The organism is Macrococcus capreoli (genome assembly GCF_025628935.1).
GTDB classification, from domain to species: domain Bacteria; phylum Bacillota; class Bacilli; order Staphylococcales; family Staphylococcaceae; genus Macrococcoides; species Macrococcoides capreoli.
In genome coordinates this window covers 83,869-107,912 of the sequence record NZ_JAOTIS010000010.1, presented here as the reverse complement: position 1 = coordinate 107,912, position 24,044 = coordinate 83,869, and the positions used below count along the sequence as shown (strand labels likewise).

The window sequence follows — 24,044 nt, the reverse complement described above, 5'->3', positions numbered from 1 at the left end:
CTTTATTCAAATACATATTTGAATGAGGTGGTACGTATGTCTGAAGGACTTTGTGATATTTATTTATATGATGCCGACAAGGTAGAACGCGTCAAAGTACAACAAGATTTAGTTGATTTAAATCCAGTGCTCATTATTTATAAAGCGTTAGCAGATAAGAATCGATTAAAGATTTGCTTTAGTTTATTGTTAGAAGATGAATTATGTGTCTGCGATTTAGCAAATATATTAGATGCCAGTGTCGCTACAACAAGTCATCATTTACGCTATTTACACCAGGCGAAAGTGCTTGATTTCAGAAAAGAAGGCAAGAACGCATTCTATCGATTGAAAGATGAACATATTAAGACTTTAATTCGTACGGCATTAGCACACGGAGGTGAGACAGATGACTAAACAGGTGGCAACATATCGTTTAGACGGATTAAGTTGCACAAATTGTGCTGCAAAGTTCGTTAAGAATATTGAGGCGATTCCTGGCGTTGAAGCGGTCGATTTAAATTTCGGTGCTGCAAAGTTGAATGTCGCAGGAAACGTTACTGTAGAACAACTCGAAGAAGCAGGCAAATTTGATCATATTAAAGTAAGACCTGCACATGTTAAACGTGCGCATAAAATACCATTTTACCGCAATAAAGCACATCTTCCATTTGCGATTGCTATCGTGCTATTTATGATTGGCGTATATTGTAGCTTTGCTTTAGGTGAAGAAAGTTGGTATACACGTGCATTATTTATTGGAACGATCATTGTTGGTGGATATGCTTTATTTATGGATGGACTAAAGCAGCTCATTAAATTGAATTTTGATATGAATGTACTGATGACGATTGCCATCATTGGTGCCACGCTAATTGGGGAAATACAGGAAGGTGCGATGGTCGTCTTATTGTTTGCGATTAGTGAAGCGCTCGAAAGTTACGCGATGGAACAGTCGCGAAATAGTATTCAAAGTTTAATTGATTTATCGCCGGAAGTTGCATTGAAACAAGCGGGATTAGAATATCAGGAAGTGTCAGTTGAAGATTTAATTGTCGGTGATATCGTACGTATATTACCGGGTAAGAAAGTACCAATTGACGGTATCGTAGTACAGGGTCATAGTAACGTTAATCAAGCGAGTATTACAGGTGAAAGCATACCGGTATCGAAATCTGTCCATGATGAAGTTTATTCAGGAACGTTAAATGAATCGGCACAACTTGAAGTCCGCGTCACGAAGCGTAGTCATGAAACGAAACTTGCGCAAATGATTCATTTAGTTGAAGAAGCACAAAGCGAGAAAGCACCGACGCAACAATTTGTAGATAAGTTTGCACAATACTATACACCGCTTATTATGGCTATCGCGTTGTTAGTCATCGTTGTTCCGCCATTATTTGGTGGAGACTTTAAACATTATTTATACCAAGGTTTATCGGTACTCGTTGTCGGTTGTCCTTGTGCACTCGTCGTTTCTACCCCGGTAGCAATTGTAACAGCAATCGGTAGTGCAGCACGCAGAGGGATATTAATTAAAGGTGGTATTCATCTTGAGAACGCTGGCCGCCTTGATACGATTGCCTTTGATAAGACTGGTACGTTGACAAAAGGTGAACCCGTCGTTATTGAGCGCGTTGACTTAGTAGATTTAACAGAAGATGATTTAAAGCTTATTTATACGTTAGAAAGTGATGCCGGACACCCGTTAAGCAAAGCTATCGTCAATAATTTGAATTCTAAAGAACAATTAGAGTTATCGCATTATGAAGTAGTAACAGCACTTGGTGTGCAAGGTGTGCACCGCGGTATAACATATCGTATTGGTCAGCGTAAATTCTTTAATTTAAATACACATGATGCGTTAATGATTGATTCGATCGAAAGGGCAGGTACTACGAAAGTATTGTTCGGAACAGTGGACAAAGTAAAGGCAATCTTCTTTATTCAGGATACAGTCAGAGCTGAAGCGAAAGAAGTCATTCAGTCATTAAATAACGCCAATATCAATACGATTATGCTTACGGGTGATAACGCATCAGTGGCTGACGCTATCGGTCACACGTTAGGTGTGCAACACGTATATTCAGAATTGTTACCTGAGGATAAATTGAATTTAATTAAAGCGCAGCAACGTCAAGCACGTCATATCGCGATGGTCGGAGATGGTGTAAATGATGCACCTGCATTGGCACAAGCAGACGTAGGCTTTTCAATGGGTGGTGCTGCTACAGATACTGCGATAGAAACAGCGGATATTACGTTTATGAAAGATGATTTGACGGACTTACCTGATGTCATTCAACTAAGTAAACGCACTTTAAATACAATTAAACAAAATATTGGCTTCGCATTAGGATTGAAATTAATTGCGATACTACTCGTCATACCAGGTTGGTTGACTTTATGGATTGCAATATTTGCAGACATGGGTGCAACACTGCTTGTTACATTGAATAGTTTACGCTTAATGCGTAAATAGTTGATAGATTGTATGGATAAATGAATCCCTTACCTTAAAACTGTCAAATCACTTGTGCTACGTTATAATGTAGTAAAGTAAACAGTCATAGGTGAGGGTTTTTTATTATTTGAAAGTAAAGATGTGCACATAATCGTTATTAAATAATAGAGGTGAAGAGAATGCGTATCGGTATCATTGGAGCGGGCATCGGTGGATTGACAGCTGCCATTGCACTTGAAGCGGCGGGACACGAAGTAGAAGTATTTGAAAAGCGGCACGTATTAAAGCAACTTGGTGTAGGTCTCGGTGTAGGTGGGAATGCGATTCGTGCTTTGAAAGCATACGGATTGGATGAAGCGATAAGAGATTCAGGTAATACATTAACAGAATGCCAATTTAGAACGGATAAAGATGTATTGCTGAATGCTTTCAATTTAGCTATTTCAGAAGAAGATAATGTAACAATTCAACGTGAAAGGTTACATGAAATATTGTTAAATCATACGACTGCGCCTATCCATTTAATTAAAGATGTCGTACGTATTAAAGATTTCGATCAACCGACGTTAGTCTTGCAAGATGGGACGAAATATCGATTTGATTTGATTATTGCTGCTGATGGTGTTCATTCGAATATTAGAAGACAAATGTTTAAACATAGTGAGGCAATTTACCAAGGCTATACATGTTTCAGAGGTACGAGCGTGAATGTCGGGTTAAGCGATAAGACGGCGATAGAGTATTGGGGTGAAGATGGTAGATTTGGTATTGTACCGTTAACCGATCAGCAAGTGTACTGGTTCTGTTGTATGAATGCGAGAGAACGTGATAGCGAGTTTCGTAACTACAATAAGAAGAAGTTACAACATTACTTTAAAGACTTCCCAATCGATGTGACGGATACGTTAGCAGCTACAATAAACGATCCGATTCATCATGATATATATGATATTAATCCATTGAAGCGTTTCTATAAAGGCCGTGTCGTATTACTTGGGGATGCTGCGCATGCAACGACACCGAATATGGGGCAAGGTGCGTCATTAGCGATAGAAGATGCCATTTGTTTAGCGCAACAACTTGAGCGTTATCCGTTAGATCAAGCATTACATGTATATGATAATTTAAGTGTGGCACATGCTAAGAAAGTGATATTAAAGTCACGTCAAATTGGTAAGTCAGCACAACTGGAGAATAAATTACTCATTAATGCGAGAAATAATGCACTCAAAATAATGCCGCCATCGATGCTGGAACGACAGACGCGTTTTTTAAGTAAAAGGGTACTTTATTAATGATCAAAAAAGAGTCATGATGCTTTATCCTCTTACGATTAATAGCTTAAACGGCGGAACAGAAGTTGCCACTACAACAACAACCGAATGAAAACTATAAATCAAAGCGCGATTTATGAGTTTCGTTCGGTTGTTGCTTTGTGCAGAACACTTCTGTCCCTGCCTCTTGTTATTACTTTTTTGTCACTTTTAAGTTTTGAATACTTTGTTCTAAATTACTATCCAGTACTTCAAAGAACGTCATTAAAAATTTAATCTTGCCGCGATATTCATATTCATTAAAGATAAGTGGCATCACTTCATTCGGATGCACTGGATTTTGTTCAATGGCATAGTCGATATTATCAAAATAATTAAGGACATCAATCATATTTAAAGTGTGACCTTTTTCTTTAAATAATTGATAATCTCCAATCTGTTCTTGATGTGCTGTTAAACCTTCGTGATAAGCATATGCGATTTGCAATAAATTGTATTTAATACTTTTGAACTTTGAGCCGAAATTATAGTTTAATTGAGAAGTACTAAGTTGTTTAATTTGATTGAGTAGTTCATCTCTTGATTGTTTTACATCTAAGTAAATTTGATTACTATTATTCATTCGATTCACCTCACAGTTTGATATTTTATTTATACCCTGATTGAATCACTTTAAGACATTGAAAGGAGAAACGATGCAAAATTCACTCATTAAAGAATTAAAAAGTTTATATTCGGGTGAAGGATTGTCGAGTATTGCTTTCTTTATCATTTGGCTTTATGCATGTTTCAATGATGATTATCAACAAATTGCACGTCTATTGAATATTGCATTACCAACAATAACGCTTTGTTTCATATTAATGATTGGTGCCTATTTCTGGAAATTGATGCTCGGTAGCGTCATTAAAGGAGAAAAGATGGTATTAACATCACAACAGAAAAGAATATTTGTCGTGCTCAAGCGTGTAGCGCTACTTTTACTGATTATTTGTAGCGTGCTATTTATCTATGCGATTATGAAGCAGCAAGATTATATAGGTGTGAGTTTATTTTTATTTGGCTTTGCGATTGTAGAATATATTAATTACTTTCATATTCGTTTATCTTATTTAACACCGAAAGCGTTTAATGCATTATTGAAGCATAAACGATTGCGCCAATCGCATTTAAATCGTGTGATGCATGATAATGATTAATGTTCATAAAGTGATAATCACTATAAAAAAACAGCCGACTATTTTGTCAGCTGTGCGATGATTGAGTCATACACTTCATTCCAGAATTCAGGTGTATTTTTATATTTTTCATGAATTTGATGATGGATTTCCTTTTGTTTCGCTTCGAAATCAGATGCTTCTTTAGCGGGTAAATCTTTACGGACGTCTGTTACGAAATCTTGTACGATTTCAGCACGTGGCCCCCAAGTTGCATATTCTTCGCCTGAAGTATTTAAAAAGATGAAAATAGGAATCGAGCGTGCACCATTTGTTAAGTATTGGTCCATAAGGTCTGGTGTACTATCACGTAATGCAATTCGAATTGGCATGTCAATTGCTTCAGCAATCTTCATTAATACTGGTAAGTTCATCATTGCATCGCCACACCAATCTTCTGTAATGACGATTACTTTTAAATTGTTATCTTTTACAACTTGCAGACGTGGATCATGAGGTAGTTCAAATGTTTCATAAATTTTATGCATTTCTGCTTTGTTGACTTTCATCTCTTTAATGTACTGTTCTAGCGATAAGCCTTGGTCAAAATAATCGTTTAACGTTGTCATGATGGCCTCCTAATAGTCTTTTAAAATATAAATACATTATAACAATTTCAGAATAATCGAACAAAAGATATGATGTTCAATTGATTATTGAAAAAATGTTCTGAAAATTTACGGTATATACGGATGTTTTACGATAACTGTCATGATAAACTGTACTCAGCTAATAATTTTTCATACATGTAAGTCTTCTCTAAGGGTAGTGAAAACTACCCGCTTTTTTATTTTTAAGACTTGTTATTTTATGGTATATTAATTAAGACAAATGATGAAAGTGTGTGAATGATGAAAAAATATATTGTAATAGTAATATCATTAATACTTTGTTTCGCTTTAGGGTTATGGTTATATACATATTGTACAACACCTGACAATGATTTAAGTCAAGAGAGCCTTGGTGATGTTAGTGTGAATCAACCGTTCAAAGAAATCGGTAATGACTTTGAAATTGACCCGAAAATTCAATTAGAAGGTAAGTCGTTCTATCATGCGAAAGATAGTAAAGGATTAGTGATTCGTAAAGATAATAAGCATGATCGTATTACTGCGATTGTATTATTCAAAGATAATCATGTATACACGAGTCGTGATATTACAATTGGCAGTGCGAAACAAGAAGTTATTGATGCGTACGGTGACACGTACAAGAAATCTATCTTACCAAAACAGCAAACGCAATTTCACTATAAAGATAAAGAAGACCATGTCGGTATGAAGTTTATTTTTAAAGGTGATAAAGTAACACGAATTGAATTATTTGAAGAATGAGGACAATAAATATTGTCTTCTTTTTTATTTGCATTTAATTCGGTATCCGATATAATAGTTATGATTATTCATAAGGAGGAGATAGTATGAACTATGAAGCAATTGTTACGAAGTATGCGGAAACAGTCGTTAGTGTGGGTTTAAATGTGCAACCAGGTCAGACTGTCGTTGTAAATGCAGATATTGATGCCATTGATTTTGTACGTGCTGTGACGAAAGCTGCTTATCAAAAAGGAGCGAAAGAAGTAATACAGAAATTAACAGATGGGCCTTCGACGCAAATGACATTTGAATATGCACCGGTTGAAGTATTTGAAAGTATACCGCAATATAAAATAGATGAAACGAACGATTATGTGAAACATAAAGTAGCACATCTTCGTGTATATTCTCAAACACCAGAATTATTGAAGGATGCAGATCCAAAAAAAATTGCGGCACAAGCGAAGGCATTAGGAGAAGCAAATAAAGATTTCTCCAGAGCGGTTGGACGCTATGACTTCTCTTGGTGTATTGTAGCATTCCCAAATGATAAGTGGGGCGAGTTAGTATTCCCGGAACTTAAAGGTGAAGCAGCGAAGATGAAGTTATTAGAAGCGATGATTAAAGCGGTTCGTGTCGATCATGATGACCCAATTCAGGCTTGGCAACAGCACAATGAAAATATTAATGCGAAAGCACGCGTATTAACTGAGAAAAATTATGACAGACTGCATTATAAATCATCGACTACCGATGTGGAAATAGGATTAACGAAAGGTCATGTTTGGCTAGGAGCCAGTGCAGTCAATGCTGATGGTGTTGAGATACAGGTCAATATGCCGACTGAAGAAGTGTTTACATCACCAGATTATCGTAGAGTAAATGGTGTGATTGGTAATACTCGTCCATTAGCATATCAAGGTGCGATTGTAGATGACTTCAAGTTAACGTTTAAAGATGGTGTTGTAACGGACTTTGAAGCGGGTGTAGGGTATGATGTTCTGAAGAATATGTTAGATAATGATGAAGGTGCACGCCGTTTGGGTGAAATCGCATTAGTACCTGATGATTCTCCAATTTCAAATTCAGGTATTCTTTATTACAATACGTTATATGATGAGAATGCATCATGTCACGTGGCGTTAGGACGCTCTTTCCCGAATGCAATTAAAGACGGTAAGTCATTAACGAAGGAAGAATTAATCGACAAAGGTTTAAATCAATCGATGATACATGTGGATTTCATGATGGGTAGTTGTGATTTAGCAATAGATGGTATTAAAGAAGATGGCACAGTAGAACCAGTCTTTAGAGACGGTAACTGGGTAATATAAGATTGTTATAAATAGGTGCGAGTGGTCGGAAAAAGAAATATTCCGACCACTCAGTTAAATTTTACCGTCAAAATAAAAGATGAGTGGTCGGAAAAATGTGTTTTCCGACCACTCGCTTGTTATTTATTGCTCACTTAAGGTGAAATTATTTAATTTATCTTATTTAATTTATCTTATTTAATATTCCTTCCAGTAAATAATCTACTGTAGCAATCGTATAAGTTGGGCTCGCTTGCTTTATTTCATCTGCGCTTCCATATCCATACAACACACCGATTGAATCAATGTTATTTTTCTGTGCACCGATAATATCATGTTTACGGTCACCAATCATGATACAAGTTGATTTATCTAAGTTATGTGTTTCAAGTACGTGTTGAATAATCTCAGCTTTATCAGTACGTGTTCCATCTAATTTACTTCCGGTAATTGATTCGAAATAATGGTCAAGATTGAAATGTTCCAATATCGGTCGTGCAAAATATGTCGGTTTACTAGTTGCCACGTATAATTTCTTATCCATAGACTTTAATGCTTGTAACAATAACTCAATGCCAGGATATACTTCATTTTCATACATACCTTTATCGCTGAAGTATTCACGGTACAATCTTACGGCTTCCAGGTTGTTATCACCAGATAAGTTATAATATACTTCATAGCTTTCCTGTAATGGTGGTCCGATAAATGGTGTCAAAGCATCATTATCTGGTGCATCAATACCCATTTTATTCAGTGAATAGATAATGCTGTTTGTAATCCCTAAATGGGGATCAGTTAATGTACCATCTAAATCAAATAATATATGCTCATACATTATCGTATTCCTCGTTCATATTGTTTCGGTACTGTAATATCATCGCGTAACGCTTTAACAGCATGAATCGCCCAGTAAGGATCATTGAGCATACCACGACCAACTGCCACTAAATCTGCATCGTCATTGCGTAACGTCATTTCTGCTGTTTCTGGATTATCTAATATACCGACTGCGATAACAGGTACATCGAATTTCTCTTTAAAGCGTTTTGCGAAAGGTACTTGGTATCCTGGATAATTACCTGGTTTATCATTACCTGCCGGTGCTTCGCCACCTGTTGAAATATGGAACATATCTACACCTGCTGCTAAATATTGCTCAGAGATTGCTAATGCATGTTCAACATCGTAACCTCCATCCATATATTCACGGGCAGATATTCTAAAGATTAACGGCATATCTTCAGGCATAACAGACTTCGCTGCTTTAATCACTTCAACCCCAAACAATGATAAGTCCTGACCGTATTCGTCGGTACGTTTGTTGATACTTGGTGAATGGAACTGATGAATTAAATACCCATGCGCACCGTGTAATTCAATCGCATCAAATCCAGCTTCAACAGCACGACGAACACTTTCTTTATACTTATTAACCATTGCTTTTACTTCTGAGTTTGAAAGTTCTCGTGGATAACGAATAGGACCGAAATCTGTCGGTTCTTCTACAGGTGTCGTTGATGAAGAAACCGGTGTTTCTACGTCACGTGCTTTACGTCCGGCATGCGCAATTTGTATCGCTGCTTTCGCTCCATTTGCATGAATACCATCTACGATACGTTTAAACGCAGGAATTTGTGCATCATCCCATAAACCGAGACAGTTTTTTGTAATACGTCCTTCAGGTTCTACGTTCGTCATTTCTACTATAATTAATCCCGTTTGTCCTACAGCACGAGAAGCATAGTGAATATAATGCCAATCTGTTGGTGTACCGTCTTCTTTTTCTACTGAATATTGACACATCGGTGGCATTACGATTCTATTTTTCAAAGCTAATCCTTTATACGTGAAAGGTGTATTAAGTAAAGTTTTCATAGTCATGCTCCTTTTCTGATGATGATTCTATTATAAAATTTTTAGCACTAGAATGATAAATATTTGATTGTTATTCTTAGCATGTTTAAAGGGGTGTGAAATGAAATATATATCGCTTTAAAGTATAATGAAATTAAGTGAATGTGAAGGGTGTGTTCTTAATGTTCGAAGTGAAAACGGAAATAAAGATTATTCCTGATGGCTATGAATCGACGAACCGTTATTTTCATAAGCATGTCTTGAATAATTATTTGGAGCTCGGCGTTACACTCGTTGGACGATGGGTGAATGAGGACAAGACGATTATCACTGAAATCTGGGGCTATTTAGATGAGCAGCATTATCGTGATTTCTTTGAATTGAGAAAGCAGACGAAGCATTATCAGAACTCTTTACCGGATAAGTTAGCAAACGACAAATGGATTATTTCCAAGAAAGATATGATTATCACACCAACCGGAGATTATAAAGTTGATTTACATATCGTGTCTACGAATGTACTTATTCAAAATAATCAAGGTGAAGTATTACTCGTAAGGAGTCTACATAGAAGTGATACGCTAGAAATGCCTGGTGGCCGTCTTGATAAAGATGAAGATATGATTACCGGTGCAATCCGTGAAGTGAAAGAAGAAACAGGGTTAGATGTTGAAATTAAAGGACTATTATATAGTTCTCATAATAAAACGAGTGGTGTGGTTAACTTTACGTTCTTAGGTGAAGTGGTCGGTGGCACTTTACAGAACCGAGAAGGAGAGACAACTGATGTGGGATATTACGCGATTACAAAAGATAATATCTCGCAATATGTGCACCGCAAAGTGTCAGAAGATCGTATATTAAAAGCATTAGAAATGAAAATGCAGAAGTTTGATTTATATGAGAATAATCCGTTTAAAATAATTACGTCATTCCAATAAAAAGCAGCGTTCCGTATGAGTGGAACGCTGCTTTTTATTCACTGGCAAATGTAATATCACTATCAATATGTCCGTTAAACTGTTGAATCGGAAGTGGCTTACCGTCAAGCCAGTCCTGGAAATTAAGTGTCGTAGGTGTGTTGTTGCCACCTAAAGCAAACTGAACGGTTAACTCTTTTGGGAAGTAGCAACTCGTATGAATCGTTCCACTCCAGCTGGAATACATACTACTAAAGACACCGGCATCTGGATCATTCATGATTTTAAATGCGGTATCCGCATCCATGTTGGAAGTCGTTTGTGCTTTTAAGTTGGTCATACGCATCTTGGAATCGCTCAGAACACGACGATTCTCATGCGTTAATACTTCGAAATGATTCGTACAATAGTGATGTTCACGAACAACGATATCACGTGGTGTTGCCTCAACGATTTGGGTAACACCTTTTTTGTCTAATAATATATAGCTAAAGCTTGATCGGTGCGGGATTTCTTGTAGGAATTGCACAGCATCATCCACATCTTTACAACATTCTAATATCATACGACCGATCATGTAGCAGACAAAGCCGTCACCAGGTACTTTACGATGCATGAAGTTATATCCCATTGATAAACCATGTTCGTTCATCCCGTCCATTCGGCCAGTGATACGGGAAACAGGTGCCATGGTCGCATAGCCTGAGTCTGCCGGTTGAAAGAACGTGAAACGTCCGTCGTATGTAGCAGGGTGGTAATCATAATTTCTCAGCAGGTAATCTTCAGTAGTAAAGACACTACAACCACTTGGTTTCGCATATACACGGTAATGTCCAAAGTTAAGTAGAATTTGTGTCATATCCATTTTGAGTGCTGCCTGAAGTCCTAATAATTCTTCCCATATACCAGGAGCGAAGCGCTTGAATGCTGCTTTTGTTTCCTGAATATCTATATCAAAGCGTGGACGACGCAGACGCCATTCGCGTTCACGATTCTCCATCATTAAAGTCGTTTTTAGCCATTTCCCTTGTTCGATTCCGAAATCGAAATGACTTCCACGAAATTCTGTGATGACACTTTTGACTTGTTGCATTATGTGACCTCCTCCGTACTATATTGAAATTATAGCAAAGAATAGTTTTTGATGTTGAATGTAAAGCTTACTTTACGTAAAGGGTACTTTACATTATAATGATATTGAAGAGGTGACTGTATGAAAAATAAATTAGCTGAATATCGTAGTTTACATGGGTACTCACAAGAAACATTAGCTCAACATTTGAAGGTGTCCAGACAGACAATTATTTCGATTGAAAAAGGAAAGTATAATCCATCGTTACCACTAGGGTTGATGATAGCAGAAATATTTAAAGTGAAGGTTGAAGATATTTTTATAATAGAAGAAAGCGATTATAAGTAGGAGGGATATCATGTTTGATCATTTAGAAGGGAACCGACCTGTGTTATATTTTCTTGGATTTGGATTATTACTTACGTCTATATTTTTAATGATTGTGGTATTTGAGAAACCAGAATTGTATGCGATGCAATTGGTGTTAGGTATCCATTTGATACTGATGGGGGTTCAGAATAGAGATGATATTGTTGATGAACGTGTAGTTAATTTAAGCAATCGCGCATTTAAAACATCATATTTAGTAACTTTATTTGTTGGAATGATTTTTATCACTTTATATACATTTGGTCTTACAACTATGAGAGCTGAAAGTTCGATAATTACTATGTTAGCGATTATGTTCTTAACGTTTTCAGTAAGTAACTTTATGCTATGGAGAAAATATTAATATAGGAGGACGTCAGCGCTGAAGCGTGAGAAAAAATGGCCCGGTTCCTACATGGAATCGGGCCATTATCAATTTATCACATTAGTAAACACCAACTGCATCCCATGCAGCTTTAATCGTATCAGCTTCTGCTTGACCATAAAGATCCTGCGCTGACTGAATCAATGCTTCTTTCGTGTCTTTAAAGTTAGACGTTGAAGTTAAGTAGTACGTTAATGCACGATAATAAATTTGTTCTGATTTTGATTTACCTATTTTAGTGACTGTATTGTAAAACGCTTTGTTCGGTATACCTGAATTGATATGCACACCACCAAAATCACCGTCTTCAGTATTTGGAAGGAACTGATAGTCATCCATATGTGATGGTTGATCATAAAGTTCAGGGTTTTCGAAACTACGTAATGCGTCGCCCGGCTTACCTGGTGTATAAACATCTTCTCCCATTAAGAAGTCAGGATCAACAAAATAGCCAAATACATCAGACATTGATTCATTCACAGCACCTGGCTGATGCTCGTATATCAAGCCTGCTGTATGTTCCGTCACCGCATGTGTTAATTCATGCGCAATAATATCATTGGCACCTGATAAAGAAGTAAACGTTCTACCGTCTCCATCTCCATATAACATCGCTTCACCATTCCACTGTGCATTGTTGTAATTATAGCCGTAATGTACTACAGAATAAAGTGGAGCACCTTTGCCGTCATATGAATCACGATGGTGTACGTTTTTATAATAATCGTAGACGATATCGGCATAATAATGTGCATCTACTGCTGCTTTTTGACGGTCAGTCGTGAAATATTTATCGGTATCCTGCACGAGTTTAACGTTTTGTGAATTATTCGCATCATATGTTTCAATATTTCCTGTATGTGTCGTGTCAGCTAAATAGAAGGCAGTCCCTTCCTGGAATATATTTAACGGTTTGAATTTATTATCAATTCCGTAACCATATCCTGTTGTCGCAGCATCAAACAACATATTTTGCTTTTTGATGACATCTCCTGTTTCTGCATCGATTTGAATATGCCAGTTCGCAGATTGTGGTGTAACATAAATCAACTGAACGTCATAAACGAGTTTATTTTTATCAGCGTTAATGACAACATCTGCTTTTTTAACAACATCGCGATTATCAATATTTTTTACCTTAGATTGCTCAACACCAGCAGCTTTAAACGCAAGGTTAATTGCTTCATCTTTAGAAATCTTTTGTGTATTAGTAGGTTTCACTTCTTTTAGATCTAATTCACCGTTCACGTGGACAACTTCATTTTTATCATTGACGTGAATTTTGATTTCTTTGTTGAGTGTTTTTTTACCGTTATTTTGTGCTTTTAAAGTGTAGTGGGTAAATCCTTTGTCGTCTTTTTCAACTTTCGTGATTTCATATTGTTTATAATGCTTTTTAGCGTTTGAATCACCAGGAAGAGATTTCAAGAAATTTTTAGCATCCATTTTTGATTCAACTTTTTGAATTTTAGCTAACGCTTTTGACGATTCGGTTTTAGCATAACCGACATCTGTTTGTACGAAGCTTGTAAGCAATGTAGTAGATAATACTGCTGCAGGAATAATATACTTTTTCTTCATCTTTGTAATCTCCTTTTTGTATGTATTGTTGTTACAAAATTTATTATAGTGATTTTTAATTTCAAAACACCCGTGTAAACCGTAAATTTTATAACGACAAAAAGTTAACAAAGTAGAATATATAACATAAATTTACATAAAATGAACGAAACATAATTCAATTTATCAGAAAATACAGTAAATTAGCACATTTAACAAAAGTAACATTTCAAATCACGTTAAATAAAAAAGATGCTGCTAATTGTTAGCAACACCTTTTTCAACATATGCACGAATCATTTTGCGCTCATTATTATGTACTGTATCGAAAGTAAAGATACATAAAGCAGCTTTCTCAGAAACATTGTATTGATCATCACCACGTGAAATCTTGATAATAACAATGTTAGCTAATCCACGTTCTGTTTTATGCATCACATCAAATTGCCATTCTAAATGTTTTACTTCTGTCTCTTCCAGATATGTTTGAATAGCTGAGATGAACGCGTCGTACCCTTTTTCATGCTCATTACCGTCTTCATCAATAATATTTGTTTCAATATTATGATCTACAAGTTCTTTAATTTTTTCAATATCATTATTTTGCCATGCAGCTAATAGATGTACGTGTGGCATATTTCTCATCCTATTCTTAAGTTCTTAATTAATACTATAACATAAACTGAAATTAATAATGTTAATTATTTCATTCCATTTTATTGATATGTTAATATAGAGACATAAAGAATCACTGAGGAGTGAAACGTCAATGGAATTTATTAAATCACTTTTTAAAGCTTTAATGATTACGTTATTAGTATTATCTGTTATCGTAACAGCTGGTGCAGCTTTATTTGTAATTAGCTTTAAGAAAGACTTCGAAGATATTGAGCGTCGTACGAAAGAAATCGTTGCAAAAATTGAATCTGAAAATGTTTAAGACTCTGCTTTAGAGTCTTTTTCTTTTGATTAAATTAAACTTTAGGGGTGTTCAATTGAGTCCATTACAATCTATTTCAAATGAATGGTTACAGAGGTTTGATCATAGTCAAACGGATGAGGAAATGATGGCGCTTATCCAGTTGATGAGCAATGAAAGACCTGTTATTCATGATATCGTAATAGGATGTAGTAGGAATAATCAAGCGTTACAGCAAGCTTATCAGTTTAAAGTGTTATGGGAAACATATGGTGGCTTTGACGGTAGTGGGGGCACAGTTCTTGCGATTGTAAGCTGGAACCCGAACTCATCGTCGTTTAATAAATATGTTAATCGGATTGCACAACATCTTCCGGATGCATTTGTTGCGCTGGGTGAAACGCATGGATTTGAACAAATTATGAGAAGACTGCATCGATTTACTGAAATAAAAGCTAATCGCACTTTCGTATTATCGACACTCGAATCTCAGCATATGATTAATAGTGGTGGAATGTTTATATTTGAAGGGTTGAAAGGGACATCTAAGATTGGGACTTATTTTTCAGTGCAGGATGGCATTATACAAATAATATAATAACAAAAGACGCAACACGTGAAATATGTGTTGCGTCTTTTGTTATTGTTTCTCTTTTCTTGTGAAATACAATAATGCGAGTCCTGCTGCTACCGTCATCAGTGCGGCAAGCGGAAGAAGTATACTCATTGCCTCACCTGTTGCTGGTAGGTCTATAGCATCATCATCTTGTTTCGTGTCGGTACTTGTGCTGGTTTGAGGATGTGTATTGTTTGTATCACGATATGTAGCATTACTACTGTTCGTATTTGCAGTTGTATTCTCTTGTGTAGCGGGTGTGTTTGATTGACGTGCGTCTGTAATATCTTTAGACAAACGATAAGCAGGGCTAACATTTGGAGACATTGTATTATCTCTTACAGTTATATTATCCGTACGATTTGATGATTGTTGCAGCGGATTCACGTGCCTATTGTTTACTGGAAGTTGTGGCTTAACGTTACGATTACGTATTGCTTCTTGATTCTTTTCTTGTTCTGTAGCGCGAGTTTTACGCTCCGATTGTTTCTTTGCTGTTGATGTATTTGTTTGCTTGTTATTCTTTGACGATGTATCGCTTGATTGCGTATCGCGCTTGTCGTTCTCGCGATCTGTCTTGCGTTCTTCTTTATATGTTTGGCGTCTTGCAATAAGTGGTGGAATGTCTTCTGGTGCTTTGCGTAAACTTGCATTCATATATGATGAACGTGACGGTACATGCATCGTTTGCATGCGTTTTACAGGTCGCGTCTGTCTTTCGTAAATGAAGTATTTTTCTTCATTCGCTGAAATAGCTAAGTCATTATCAGATGAAGTTTTATCAAAGCTCACCGTATAGTGTTGGTCAGCTTTAATTTGAGGAAATGTGACAGCACCATCTGCAACTTCCTGTTGTGTAATTACTTTATCGTTTAATTTCAAATAAACGATTGTACCATCTTCCAGTTTTGAGAAAGAACGATCCACAGGAAACACTGTAATAGTATGCCTGTTCGTTGTATCGGGTGTTTCGGTTGAAGGCATTTCTGTTGAAGTGACTACTGCGTCTTTACGTAAAGTGTCTTTACGCAAAGCAACATCAGGATGAAACACTTCAATTTCGTTTAATTCTCCAGGATGTATTTTGAACATTATACCTGCGACTTCTATAGATTCAACATCATCTTCTAATACTTTATAACCATCATCCAGCGCGTTGAAATTATGCATTTCTTCGTTGATCTCAACTTTGAATGGGAAATGCTGTATAGGTTCGTGTTGTGTATCGTGAAAATATAATACTGTTGGGTTTGTATGGGCATCCGCATGGGTTGGTAGTGATAATGAGATGAGTATCACGAGTGATAAGATGAATTTTTTCATGGGGCACTCCTTTAAGCTTGTTGCATTTATTATGACATAATTGTGTAAGAAGTGCTATATAATATCCATTAATTCACAATTGTTTTAGTAAGTTTATATTGGGTTAATATCGTTTAATTTTGTGTCATAAAAGTTGTGATTTTTGCATGAGATTCGCCATTTATATCCTATTTTCTTAAATTATGAAGGCTGTTTTTGTTGTATTAATGTAAATTGAATTATAAAAATATTGAAATAAGTATCGAATTTTTTGAAAATTTCGTGTAATATTATCATAAGCAATTTATTATTTATGATTGGAGGAAATTGTGATGAGAGAAGAGTTAGAAAAAGTAGTGTTAAAGATGAAAGAAATGAACTTATCTCTGGAAGAATTGTTAGACCACAACAAACAATTAGGCTTTAGCGAAGATGTCGTTACAGTTATTGACTCGGCAGCAAGAAAGGCAATAGATGTGAAAATTTCAAAGTATTGGACAGGCGATTTTTAAGGTGTTAAACCAATATATTACGAAATTAATAAGCAAACTAAATTTATCAGCAGAGCATGAATCTCAATTATTAGATTATGTTTCGAATAAAATTAAGCAAGACAGTTGGGGCAGTTATTACGAAACGATTAATAAACTTTTTAATATTAATACACAAGCTGATACGCAAAAGAATTCTGTTGCAATTCAGCTTGTTTTTTGGGCATTTGACTTAGTAGACGATGTTGTAGATGATGATCAATTATTAAAATGGATTTCAAAAGAGCAACAAATTGTCTTATCTCATATTGTCATGTTGCAAGGTTTAAGAATGTTTCAACACGATATGAGGGATGAAGTAATGGATTTAATCGTGAAGGCAGGCTATGCTGAATTTCAAGATATTACATTCGATTTTCAGTATCATTCTGATATATCAGAAGATGATTATTTAAATTTAGTACAACAAAAATCTGGTCAGTTAATGCAATTGATTGCTTTAATTATTGATAAACACAATGAACCTTTAAACCAATTTATGTTATATATAGGTGTTGCTGCTCAGATTAAAAATGACATAGATAGTATATTATCCTTACATAAAAATGACTTTAATCAAAAAAAGATGTATTTACCATTGATCAAATATATTTATTTTTCCGGAGATTCTACACTTCAACATTATTCACGTGAAAACATTCAAAAATCAGGTTCGCTTGATTACTGTAGATTGTTGTATAATTATTACATCGAAAAAGCCTACAGTATATTATTGGATGCTTTTCCTGATAAATCTGAAGGAATAAGGAAATTAAAAAATGAATTCAATTTTTAAATTAAAAAGCATGTCATTGCCATTTTATATTGGGTTAGTGCTATTGGCATGTCTAATGCAGTTAAAATTTTTCTATGCAATAAAAACATCACATTTAAATGGTGATATTGATAACGACTTTACTTTTTTAACAACGTGCACTGCATGCTTTTGCTTTTTTATCAGTATTTTAGTTCTGCAATTGATTAATAAGTTTAACTCCTATGTGCAAAAGCATTTTTTTATACTTTGCTTTTTATTGGCCAATACGATTTCATTTTCTTTTTATGATCCGATTTTTAAAGGGTTTGGTACGACGACAGAAATATTTTTATTATTTTTTGTTTTAGCGATGCTGTCTAAATTATTTAGTATTTATCCTGTGTTCTCCAGGTCAAATAAATTAAATAATTTCTTGAAACTTAACAACTATTTAATTCTATTTTTATTTGTTATTGCATTAATTCTTAACGTGATGCTTCAAAGAAGTGAATTTATATTATTTTCTTTTGTTATGCTCATCATCGTATGCATTATCTTATTATTAAGTGTGTTTTATGTCATTTTTTCAATCATTCGTAATTCGCAAGGGCAAATTCGTCGAGAATTGTATTTGATTTTAGCGTCACTGCTATTAAGTATATTACCAATGTTCACGCTTAATATATTCCTGCATTTCTTTGATAGCAGTATTCCATACTATTACTTGTTACCGACATTAATTATTTTTCCGTTATATTTACTCTATTCTTTCTGTAAATTTAAAATCATCATTTCAGAATCGTACACATCGATATTATTTGGATTATTTCAAATCTGGAACGTATTAATGCTATGCGCAATGATTATATTTTACGTATTTTTCTTAGCAGAACCATCGCTTGTGTACGTTATCATATGCCATAGTTTACTACTTGTCGTATGCGCAGCTGCCTTTTATTTAAAGCACCGTTATCAAATTAAACATCGCACGGCCAACACGCGTAGTAACATTAACGAGAATATTTATGACACTTTAATTCAGAACAACATCAAGCTTCCGAACTATTATTTGTTTATTGAATCTCAGGATCAAATGGAACAATATCGATTCCCAGCTGGAACATTTAATTATGATGACATTATTTCAAAAGCGCACATGATTTACGAACGTTCAGTCATTGCAATTAACCAGTTACAAGATATTACGGTCTATATCCACCGCTCATTGACGAACAATGCCTTTATCGCAATCCATTCATCAGATGTTGAACAATTCAAGTACCATGAGTTTGTCGGCCTGCTAGAGCAGTTCGATTTCTTTATGAAGAATTATTCTATTAAATTAATGGATGAAGATTATAAGAATCGCATTTATTTATCACATGCAGCGCTTGAGGAGGAGCGTGAACGTTTATCGATATTCCTGCATGACGATATATTACAAAATATTATTCTCGCATTGAATGAAACAAAAACATTAGACAAAGAGGGCAATCGTGAGCACGTAGAAGAGATTTTAGATGAGTCCATTTATGCGATTCGTGAAGCATGTGAAGATTTATTCCCGGCAGATTTAGATGACTTCGGTTTAAATGACAGCTTAAACGGCTTAATTCGTCGTCATTTATACGAATCGATGATTAATATACAACTGGATTATAAGGAAAGTAATGTGATTATCGATAAATTAATTAAGATTAGCAGTTATCGTATGATTAAAGAATTGATTAATAACGCGATAAAGCATGCCGATGCGAAACATATTTATGTTGAAGTAACAGAAGCGTTGGACACGTTATCATTTAAAGTTGCGGATGACGGCTCAGGTATTCAATTTCATAATGTTTCAGATATATTACTCAGAGGATCAAACAATGGTTTAAAGTATTTAATTAACCAGGTTAACATGTTTGATGGGGAAATTGATTTCGCGGTATTTGATGAGAATGCTCATAGAAAAGGGCTTATTGTCAGCGTTACATTGCCATTAGATTAGAGGTGATTGTTTGGTAAAGATTATTATATTAGATGACCACGAACTATTTGGACACGGCGTAGCAAAAATAATTGAAGCAGAAGAGGATTTATCCGTCGTTAAAGTCTTTAAAGATCCTAATTTATTAACGCATTATATTAAAACATTAAATCCAAATATCGTATTATGTGATATTAAGATTAAAGATGTAAATGGCTTAAATTTAGTGAAGATATATTCTAAACAATATCCTAAAGTGAAGTTTATTATGTTAAGCGGGTATAACCTGGAAGAATATAAGATTAAAGCATATGAGAATGGCGCAGTAGGTTTTATTCTGAAAGATGAATCGACGGATAAGTTAGTGGATGGCATTCGTGCAGTGTACTACTTTAATCATAATTTAAAAAATGACACGGTGTTAGCGAAGCCATTATTAACGAAAAAAGAAAAAGAGATATTACGTATGGTAGCAAAAGATATGAAAAACCAAGATATTAGTGAAGCGCTACATATTAGTAAACGTACTGTTGAATATCATATTACGAAGATCATTCGTAAACTAGGTGTAGAATCCAGATTAGGCGCTGTGATTAAAGGCATCAACTTAGGGATTATCGAAGAAATTGAAACGAAAAGCACTTAAAACAGTCTGTTTTAAGTGCTTTTGCTATTGGTATTGGTAGGGATAACTTTCTAGTGTGGCGTAATATTAATAATATCTATAAAAGAGATGAAAAAAGTCTGATTGTTATTTTTAGCTGTACCGATGATAATGGCCGACCACTGGTCAATCTTTTCGATGGTCATATCGATAGATTGAATATAGCCATCCATATAATAATCAATCGTCACATCCTGATGTTTCGCAAGTGCGATGTGTAACGTAGTGTTAATCTCCTGCAAGCGGTCTTCTGATAATTCTGGACGCTCTATCTTATTCTGATTGTCGATTTGACGTCGTACGTCGGCAAATTGTTGTGGCATCGTTGCAAAAGGTGCCCATTTAATCATGCCGCGCCCTTTCGGAATATTTCGATTGAGTTGTTTTGGATCTACTTTTCGATAATCGGTTTCGCCGTAAATAGGGTGAATCATCGTCTCACTCCCTTCGTCTTTTCTTTTATTATACGAACATACGTTCTGTTTCGCAATACAAATAAGCAGTGGAATTTTCCACTGCTTATTTGTTCGTCTTAAATTGATGTTGTCCAGGAAGGTTTAAAGCAATAACGATAAGTGTGACACCAATCACTCCGAGGAGCGCTACATACACACTCATCATGATACTATTCAGCACAACTCCGATAATAAGTCCTGAACTAGCAACTAAACTCGCACCACTGTAGCCAAGCGAACTAAATGCCACATAACTTGCACGCGCGTCATCCGGCATGAGTTTCGCCATATAAGTAGAATAAATCGGACTTTGAATTAGTTCACCAATCGTTGCAAATAGAATACAAAGCATTAATATCCACCACGTGGCTATCGTATGTGTTAATGCATAGCCAAACGTATACATTAAGCCACCGATGACGAGCATCGTACGTTGATTGAAAGGTTCAACGATTTTGTTAACGAGGAAAGTAATCGTTACGACAAGAATGGTATTCTCAATAAGCATTATACTCATCATGCGCACACCATCTACATGCACGCCAAATAAATCAATGGGCTTAAACACTTCGTGGAGGCGGACACCGATATAGTTTGTCAATGCGAACTCTGCTGAGAATATAAATATCGCAGCTGCGGTAAACAAGACAAACCGTGTATCTTTTAAAGCAACTTTGTATTTGCCGAAAAGGTCGCGAATCCAATGGGTATGTACAATGACTTTTTCTTTATGCGTTGTCGGGTCATGTAAAAATTTATAAAAGATGACGGTGTTGATTAACATAATAACGATAATAATCATAAAGAGTAAAAAGCGATGCTCTTTATAAAATAAACCGCCGATTGCAGTACCAATCGCTGTTGCTAAATTATTCGTCCAGTAGGTAGTGACATAGACTGACTTTCTACTTGCTTCGTCAGTAGAATCAATAATGAGCGCTTCAAGTGCCGGAAAAATCATTGCACCTGGAATGGCCAGACACATAAATAATAATGCCACTAACCATGCCATATTAATATGTGGATGTATGCCAATCGCCATTGCTGTATATAATAAGATAGAAAGCGATTGACCCCAAATGAGTTGACCTTTTCGACTAAAACGATCGGCAAAGTAACCGCCGACTAAATTGCAGGATAAACTGACAAATACATTAATCGACATTAATATACCAGATGTAACTTTTCCAAGTTCATCAGCAATATATAAAACCATGAAAGGCATGACGCTCATAGAGGCGACATGACTAAAGAAACCACAAATAATGCGTAGTTTAACGTTTGAAGGGAAGTCTTTGAATTTCATAGCAATACCTCGATATTTTCTGTCTATATACATTATATTTCATAATAATCAGAAAATATAGATAAAAAAATAAGCTAGGACAATGTCCTAACTTATTTTGTAATAGCTAACATAAGTTCTCGTGCAACTTTTGCTGCGACTGCATTAGAAACGCCACTATGGTCGTATGGTGGTGACAGTTCTACAATGTCAGCTGCTACAACATTAAGTTGTTCGAATACTTTAAATGCCGGCTCAAGTTCCTTATAAGTTAATCCGCCTGGTTCAGGTGTACCTGTTCCCGGGAAGATTGATGGGTCTAAACAATCTAAATCGATTGTAACGTAAACTGGTGTATCACCGATTAAACCTGGTAAGTCTTTCAATGTATCGATTGAGAATTTTTCTAAAGTTGTATGTGTGTCACTCCAGTCAAATTCTTCTTTCGTACCTGAACGAATACCATATTGATAAATACGATTATCGCCAGTAATATCATGGATACGACGAACGACAGTCGCATGAGATAATGGTTCACCCATGTAGTCGTCACGTAAATCTGTATGTGCATCCAGTTGCACTAATACAACATCTGGATATTTTTCATGAACAGCATGGAAAGGGCCAAGCGTTACTAAATGCTCGCCACCGATCATAAACGGCAGTTTACCTGCATTTAATATTGTACGTGCCGTGTCTTCTAATTCTTCTAATACTTTGACTTTATTACCAATTGTAATATCAACATCACCTGTATCGATAATGTTAACGTCTTCTAAGTCTTTGTTTAAATACGGGCTATATGTTTCTAACCCGTATGATTCAGAACGAATCGCATCTGCTGCGAAACGTGTGCCCGGTCGGTTAGAAACGGTACCGTCAAACGGTGCACCGTAAATCACTGTTGTTGCTTCTTCAAATGAAGCTTCACAACTCATGTAAACATGTTTATTCGGCTTCATCTGCTAACATCTCCTTAACGAATGTCGGTAACATAAATGCACCAGTATGGATGTCAGTATTGTAGTATTTCGTCTTAATGCCAAGTTTGTTCCATGCATCTAAGTCTGCATCTTTTAAAGGATCAAATGATTTAGAAGCGAAACCGAATAACCAGTGACCTGATGGGTAAGTTGGCATATGGAATTGGTATACGCGTGTAATCGGGAATAAACCTTTAATCTTAGAGTGTGCACGTTTCATTTCATGTGCGTAAGATGCATAATATGGTGATTCATGTTGGTTGATTAAAATACCATCATCCGTTAACACACGGTAACAGTTGTTATAGAAATCGTGTGAGAATAATCCTTCACCAGGACCGATTGGGTCTGTTGAATCCACTAAGATTAAATCGTAGTAGCCATCTTCTTTATTCTTAACATATGCTAAACCATCTTCAAATAATAATGTAACACGTGGGTCTTCTAATTTACCTGCAGTGATTGGTAAATATTGTTGAGATAAACGTACAACACGCTCATCGATTTCTACCATGTCGATTTGTTCGATAGAAGCATAACGTGTTAATTCTCGTACAGTTCCACCGTCACCGCCACCAATTACTAATACTTTCTTGATATTAGGGTTAGTTGCCATCGCAACGTGTGTAATCATATCGTGATAAACGAATTCATCTTTTTCGTTAACCATCATTAAACCGTCTAAAGTAAAGAACGTACCGAATTCTTCAGATTTAAAGAAGTCAATTTGTTGGAAAGGTGTTTTTTCAGTTAAGATGTGTTCAGTCGTTTTGATTGAGAACTTAACATTATCCGTGTGATTTTCTGTATACCATAAATCTAACATGTGCAG

At 35.7% G+C, this 24,044-nt stretch carries 27 protein-coding genes; 15 read left to right on the top strand and 12 right to left on the bottom strand.

Annotation, left to right across the window (positions count from 1 at the left end; translation table 11 throughout):
* Positions 1–36 precede the first annotated feature (36 nt).
* The 3 genes from OCL94_RS08965 (at position 37) to OCL94_RS08955 (ending at position 3,738) form a co-directional block, all read left to right on the top strand.
* A complete protein-coding gene (locus OCL94_RS08965) occupies positions 37–396 on the top strand; it encodes an ArsR/SmtB family transcription factor (RefSeq protein WP_262996584.1) in 360 nt (119 codons plus the stop codon).
* Complete coding sequence (locus tag OCL94_RS08960; protein ID WP_262996583.1) at positions 389–2,461, top strand: heavy metal translocating P-type ATPase; 2,073 nt, start codon at positions 389–391, stop codon at positions 2,459–2,461. The genes OCL94_RS08965 and OCL94_RS08960 overlap by 8 nt, the downstream gene beginning before the upstream one ends.
* Positions 2,462–2,622: 161 nt before the next feature.
* Complete coding sequence (locus OCL94_RS08955; RefSeq protein ID WP_262996582.1) at positions 2,623–3,738, top strand: FAD-dependent monooxygenase; 1,116 nt, start codon at positions 2,623–2,625, stop codon at positions 3,736–3,738.
* A 172-nt stretch (positions 3,739–3,910) separates the two neighbouring features.
* Here the strand turns inward: OCL94_RS08955 and OCL94_RS08950 are convergent, their stop codons facing one another.
* Positions 3,911–4,339: a DinB family protein gene (locus OCL94_RS08950; protein WP_262996581.1), complete on the bottom strand. Its 429-nt coding sequence runs from the start codon at positions 4,337–4,339 to the stop codon at positions 3,911–3,913.
* A gap of 73 nt (positions 4,340–4,412) precedes the next feature.
* Between OCL94_RS08950 and OCL94_RS08945 the strand changes: the two genes are divergently transcribed.
* Positions 4,413–4,916 carry a hypothetical protein gene (locus OCL94_RS08945; RefSeq protein ID WP_262996580.1) on the top strand — a complete coding sequence of 168 codons (504 nt, stop codon included), beginning with the start codon at positions 4,413–4,415 and terminating at the stop codon, positions 4,914–4,916.
* Between the two features lie 38 nt (positions 4,917–4,954).
* Here the strand turns inward: OCL94_RS08945 and OCL94_RS08940 are convergent, their stop codons facing one another.
* Positions 4,955–5,503 carry a thioredoxin family protein gene (locus tag OCL94_RS08940; RefSeq protein WP_262996579.1) on the bottom strand — a complete coding sequence of 183 codons (549 nt, stop codon included), beginning with the start codon at positions 5,501–5,503 and terminating at the stop codon, positions 4,955–4,957.
* 279 nt (positions 5,504–5,782) lie between these two features.
* Between OCL94_RS08940 and OCL94_RS08935 the strand changes: the two genes are divergently transcribed.
* Together OCL94_RS08935 and OCL94_RS08930 are read left to right on the top strand one after the other, a co-directional pair.
* Positions 5,783–6,268 carry a hypothetical protein gene (locus OCL94_RS08935; RefSeq protein WP_262996578.1) on the top strand — a complete coding sequence of 162 codons (486 nt, stop codon included), beginning with the start codon at positions 5,783–5,785 and terminating at the stop codon, positions 6,266–6,268.
* An 86-nt stretch (positions 6,269–6,354) separates the two neighbouring features.
* Positions 6,355–7,584: an aminopeptidase gene (locus tag OCL94_RS08930; protein ID WP_262996577.1), complete on the top strand. Its 1,230-nt coding sequence runs from the start codon at positions 6,355–6,357 to the stop codon at positions 7,582–7,584.
* 163 nt (positions 7,585–7,747) lie between these two features.
* Here the strand turns inward: OCL94_RS08930 and OCL94_RS08925 are convergent, their stop codons facing one another.
* Together OCL94_RS08925 and OCL94_RS08920 are read right to left on the bottom strand one after the other, a co-directional pair.
* Positions 7,748–8,401: an HAD family hydrolase gene (locus OCL94_RS08925; RefSeq protein ID WP_262996576.1), complete on the bottom strand. Its 654-nt coding sequence runs from the start codon at positions 8,399–8,401 to the stop codon at positions 7,748–7,750.
* Positions 8,401–9,441 carry an NADH:flavin oxidoreductase/NADH oxidase gene (locus tag OCL94_RS08920; RefSeq protein ID WP_262996575.1) on the bottom strand — a complete coding sequence of 347 codons (1,041 nt, stop codon included), beginning with the start codon at positions 9,439–9,441 and terminating at the stop codon, positions 8,401–8,403. The genes OCL94_RS08925 and OCL94_RS08920 overlap by 1 nt, the downstream gene beginning before the upstream one ends.
* A 161-nt stretch (positions 9,442–9,602) precedes the next feature.
* On the opposite strand from OCL94_RS08920, the gene OCL94_RS08915 reads away from it, so the two are divergent.
* On the top strand, positions 9,603–10,361 hold the full coding sequence (locus OCL94_RS08915) for an NUDIX hydrolase (RefSeq protein WP_262996574.1): 759 nt from the start codon (positions 9,603–9,605) through the stop codon (positions 10,359–10,361).
* A 34-nt stretch (positions 10,362–10,395) separates the two neighbouring features.
* Here the strand turns inward: OCL94_RS08915 and OCL94_RS08910 are convergent, their stop codons facing one another.
* Positions 10,396–11,433 carry a C45 family autoproteolytic acyltransferase/hydolase gene (locus OCL94_RS08910; RefSeq protein ID WP_262996573.1) on the bottom strand — a complete coding sequence of 346 codons (1,038 nt, stop codon included), beginning with the start codon at positions 11,431–11,433 and terminating at the stop codon, positions 10,396–10,398.
* Between the two features lie 120 nt (positions 11,434–11,553).
* On the opposite strand from OCL94_RS08910, the gene OCL94_RS08905 reads away from it, so the two are divergent.
* Complete coding sequence (locus OCL94_RS08905; protein ID WP_262996572.1) at positions 11,554–11,760, top strand: helix-turn-helix transcriptional regulator; 207 nt, start codon at positions 11,554–11,556, stop codon at positions 11,758–11,760.
* Positions 11,761–11,770: 10 nt separating this feature from the next.
* A complete protein-coding gene (locus OCL94_RS08900) occupies positions 11,771–12,145 on the top strand; it encodes a hypothetical protein (protein ID WP_262996571.1) in 375 nt (124 codons plus the stop codon).
* A gap of 81 nt (positions 12,146–12,226) precedes the next feature.
* Here the strand turns inward: OCL94_RS08900 and OCL94_RS08895 are convergent, their stop codons facing one another.
* Both OCL94_RS08895 and OCL94_RS08890 read right to left on the bottom strand, forming a co-directional pair.
* On the bottom strand, positions 12,227–13,747 hold the full coding sequence (locus tag OCL94_RS08895) for a M4 family metallopeptidase (protein WP_262996570.1): 1,521 nt from the start codon (positions 13,745–13,747) through the stop codon (positions 12,227–12,229).
* A 237-nt stretch (positions 13,748–13,984) separates the two neighbouring features.
* Complete coding sequence (locus tag OCL94_RS08890; protein WP_262996569.1) at positions 13,985–14,362, bottom strand: hypothetical protein; 378 nt, start codon at positions 14,360–14,362, stop codon at positions 13,985–13,987.
* A gap of 133 nt (positions 14,363–14,495) precedes the next feature.
* Here OCL94_RS08890 and OCL94_RS08885 point away from each other — a divergent pair, with 133 nt between their 5' ends.
* Both OCL94_RS08885 and OCL94_RS08880 read left to right on the top strand, forming a co-directional pair.
* Positions 14,496–14,666 (top strand): hypothetical protein, encoded by a 171-nt coding sequence (locus tag OCL94_RS08885; protein ID WP_262996568.1) that lies wholly within the window; start codon positions 14,496–14,498, stop codon positions 14,664–14,666.
* Positions 14,667–14,721: 55 nt separating this feature from the next.
* A complete protein-coding gene (locus OCL94_RS08880) occupies positions 14,722–15,243 on the top strand; it encodes a type 1 periplasmic-binding domain-containing protein (RefSeq protein ID WP_262996567.1) in 522 nt (173 codons plus the stop codon).
* 42 nt (positions 15,244–15,285) lie between these two features.
* Here OCL94_RS08880 and OCL94_RS08875 read toward each other — a convergent pair whose 3' ends face one another.
* The gene (locus OCL94_RS08875; protein ID WP_262996566.1) at positions 15,286–16,584 is read right to left on the bottom strand and encodes an LPXTG cell wall anchor domain-containing protein; all 1,299 of its coding nucleotides are present in this window, start codon (positions 16,582–16,584) and stop codon (positions 15,286–15,288) included.
* 311 nt (positions 16,585–16,895) lie between these two features.
* Here OCL94_RS08875 and OCL94_RS08870 point away from each other — a divergent pair, with 311 nt between their 5' ends.
* The 4 genes from OCL94_RS08870 (at position 16,896) to OCL94_RS08855 (ending at position 20,471) form a co-directional block, all read left to right on the top strand.
* Positions 16,896–17,075, top strand: a complete 180-nt coding sequence (locus OCL94_RS08870; protein ID WP_262996565.1) for a hypothetical protein — start codon at positions 16,896–16,898, stop codon at positions 17,073–17,075.
* Between the two features lies 1 nt (position 17,076).
* Positions 17,077–17,889 carry a class 1 isoprenoid biosynthesis enzyme gene (locus tag OCL94_RS08865; RefSeq protein WP_262996564.1) on the top strand — a complete coding sequence of 271 codons (813 nt, stop codon included), beginning with the start codon at positions 17,077–17,079 and terminating at the stop codon, positions 17,887–17,889.
* A gap of 238 nt (positions 17,890–18,127) precedes the next feature.
* Positions 18,128–19,846, top strand: coding sequence for a sensor histidine kinase (locus OCL94_RS08860; protein ID WP_262996563.1), 1,719 nt, complete (start codon positions 18,128–18,130; stop codon positions 19,844–19,846).
* 10 nt (positions 19,847–19,856) lie between these two features.
* Positions 19,857–20,471: a response regulator transcription factor gene (locus tag OCL94_RS08855; protein ID WP_262996562.1), complete on the top strand. Its 615-nt coding sequence runs from the start codon at positions 19,857–19,859 to the stop codon at positions 20,469–20,471.
* A 50-nt stretch (positions 20,472–20,521) separates the two neighbouring features.
* On the opposite strand, the gene OCL94_RS08850 is transcribed toward OCL94_RS08855, so the two are convergent.
* The 4 genes from OCL94_RS08850 to speE all read right to left on the bottom strand — a co-directional run bounded on the left by OCL94_RS08850 (position 20,522) and on the right by speE (position 24,038).
* A complete protein-coding gene (locus OCL94_RS08850; RefSeq protein WP_262996561.1) occupies positions 20,522–20,923 on the bottom strand; it encodes a YolD-like family protein in 402 nt (133 codons plus the stop codon).
* A gap of 85 nt (positions 20,924–21,008) precedes the next feature.
* Positions 21,009–22,250, bottom strand: coding sequence for an MFS transporter (locus tag OCL94_RS08845; protein ID WP_262996560.1), 1,242 nt, complete (start codon positions 22,248–22,250; stop codon positions 21,009–21,011).
* A 92-nt stretch (positions 22,251–22,342) separates the two neighbouring features.
* Positions 22,343–23,191: an agmatinase gene (speB, locus tag OCL94_RS08840; RefSeq protein WP_262996559.1), complete on the bottom strand. Its 849-nt coding sequence runs from the start codon at positions 23,189–23,191 to the stop codon at positions 22,343–22,345.
* Positions 23,178–24,038: a polyamine aminopropyltransferase gene (speE, locus tag OCL94_RS08835; protein ID WP_262996558.1), complete on the bottom strand. Its 861-nt coding sequence runs from the start codon at positions 24,036–24,038 to the stop codon at positions 23,178–23,180. The genes speB and speE overlap by 14 nt, the downstream gene beginning before the upstream one ends.
* Positions 24,039–24,044: the final 6 nt, after the last annotated feature.

What these genes read in the sequence shown, in the direction of transcription:
- OCL94_RS08965 (WP_262996584.1), top strand. Translation starts at nt 37, where the DNA reads ATGTCTGAAGGACTTTGTGATATTTATTTATATGATGCCGACAAGGTA.
- OCL94_RS08960 (WP_262996583.1), top strand. Translation starts at nt 389, where the DNA reads ATGACTAAACAGGTGGCAACATATCGTTTAGACGGATTAAGTTGCACA.
- OCL94_RS08955 (WP_262996582.1), top strand. Translation starts at nt 2,623, where the DNA reads ATGCGTATCGGTATCATTGGAGCGGGCATCGGTGGATTGACAGCTGCC.
- OCL94_RS08950 (WP_262996581.1), bottom strand. Translation starts at nt 4,339, where the DNA reads ATGAATAATAGTAATCAAATTTACTTAGATGTAAAACAATCAAGAGAT.
- OCL94_RS08945 (WP_262996580.1), top strand. Translation starts at nt 4,413, where the DNA reads ATGCAAAATTCACTCATTAAAGAATTAAAAAGTTTATATTCGGGTGAA.
- OCL94_RS08940 (WP_262996579.1), bottom strand. Translation starts at nt 5,503, where the DNA reads ATGACAACGTTAAACGATTATTTTGACCAAGGCTTATCGCTAGAACAG.
- OCL94_RS08935 (WP_262996578.1), top strand. Translation starts at nt 5,783, where the DNA reads ATGATGAAAAAATATATTGTAATAGTAATATCATTAATACTTTGTTTC.
- OCL94_RS08930 (WP_262996577.1), top strand. Translation starts at nt 6,355, where the DNA reads ATGAACTATGAAGCAATTGTTACGAAGTATGCGGAAACAGTCGTTAGT.
- OCL94_RS08925 (WP_262996576.1), bottom strand. Translation starts at nt 8,401, where the DNA reads ATGTATGAGCATATATTATTTGATTTAGATGGTACATTAACTGATCCC.
- OCL94_RS08920 (WP_262996575.1), bottom strand. Translation starts at nt 9,441, where the DNA reads ATGAAAACTTTACTTAATACACCTTTCACGTATAAAGGATTAGCTTTG.
- OCL94_RS08915 (WP_262996574.1), top strand. Translation starts at nt 9,603, where the DNA reads ATGTTCGAAGTGAAAACGGAAATAAAGATTATTCCTGATGGCTATGAA.
- OCL94_RS08910 (WP_262996573.1), bottom strand. Translation starts at nt 11,433, where the DNA reads ATGCAACAAGTCAAAAGTGTCATCACAGAATTTCGTGGAAGTCATTTC.
- OCL94_RS08905 (WP_262996572.1), top strand. Translation starts at nt 11,554, where the DNA reads ATGAAAAATAAATTAGCTGAATATCGTAGTTTACATGGGTACTCACAA.
- OCL94_RS08900 (WP_262996571.1), top strand. Translation starts at nt 11,771, where the DNA reads ATGTTTGATCATTTAGAAGGGAACCGACCTGTGTTATATTTTCTTGGA.
- OCL94_RS08895 (WP_262996570.1), bottom strand. Translation starts at nt 13,747, where the DNA reads ATGAAGAAAAAGTATATTATTCCTGCAGCAGTATTATCTACTACATTG.
- OCL94_RS08890 (WP_262996569.1), bottom strand. Translation starts at nt 14,362, where the DNA reads ATGCCACACGTACATCTATTAGCTGCATGGCAAAATAATGATATTGAA.
- OCL94_RS08885 (WP_262996568.1), top strand. Translation starts at nt 14,496, where the DNA reads ATGGAATTTATTAAATCACTTTTTAAAGCTTTAATGATTACGTTATTA.
- OCL94_RS08875 (WP_262996566.1), bottom strand. Translation starts at nt 16,584, where the DNA reads ATGAAAAAATTCATCTTATCACTCGTGATACTCATCTCATTATCACTA.
- OCL94_RS08870 (WP_262996565.1), top strand. Translation starts at nt 16,896, where the DNA reads ATGAGAGAAGAGTTAGAAAAAGTAGTGTTAAAGATGAAAGAAATGAAC.
- OCL94_RS08850 (WP_262996561.1), bottom strand. Translation starts at nt 20,923, where the DNA reads ATGATTCACCCTATTTACGGCGAAACCGATTATCGAAAAGTAGATCCA.
- OCL94_RS08845 (WP_262996560.1), bottom strand. Translation starts at nt 22,250, where the DNA reads ATGAAATTCAAAGACTTCCCTTCAAACGTTAAACTACGCATTATTTGT.
- speB (WP_262996559.1), bottom strand. Translation starts at nt 23,191, where the DNA reads ATGAAGCCGAATAAACATGTTTACATGAGTTGTGAAGCTTCATTTGAA.
- speE (WP_262996558.1), bottom strand. Translation starts at nt 24,038, where the DNA reads ATGTTAGATTTATGGTATACAGAAAATCACACGGATAATGTTAAGTTC.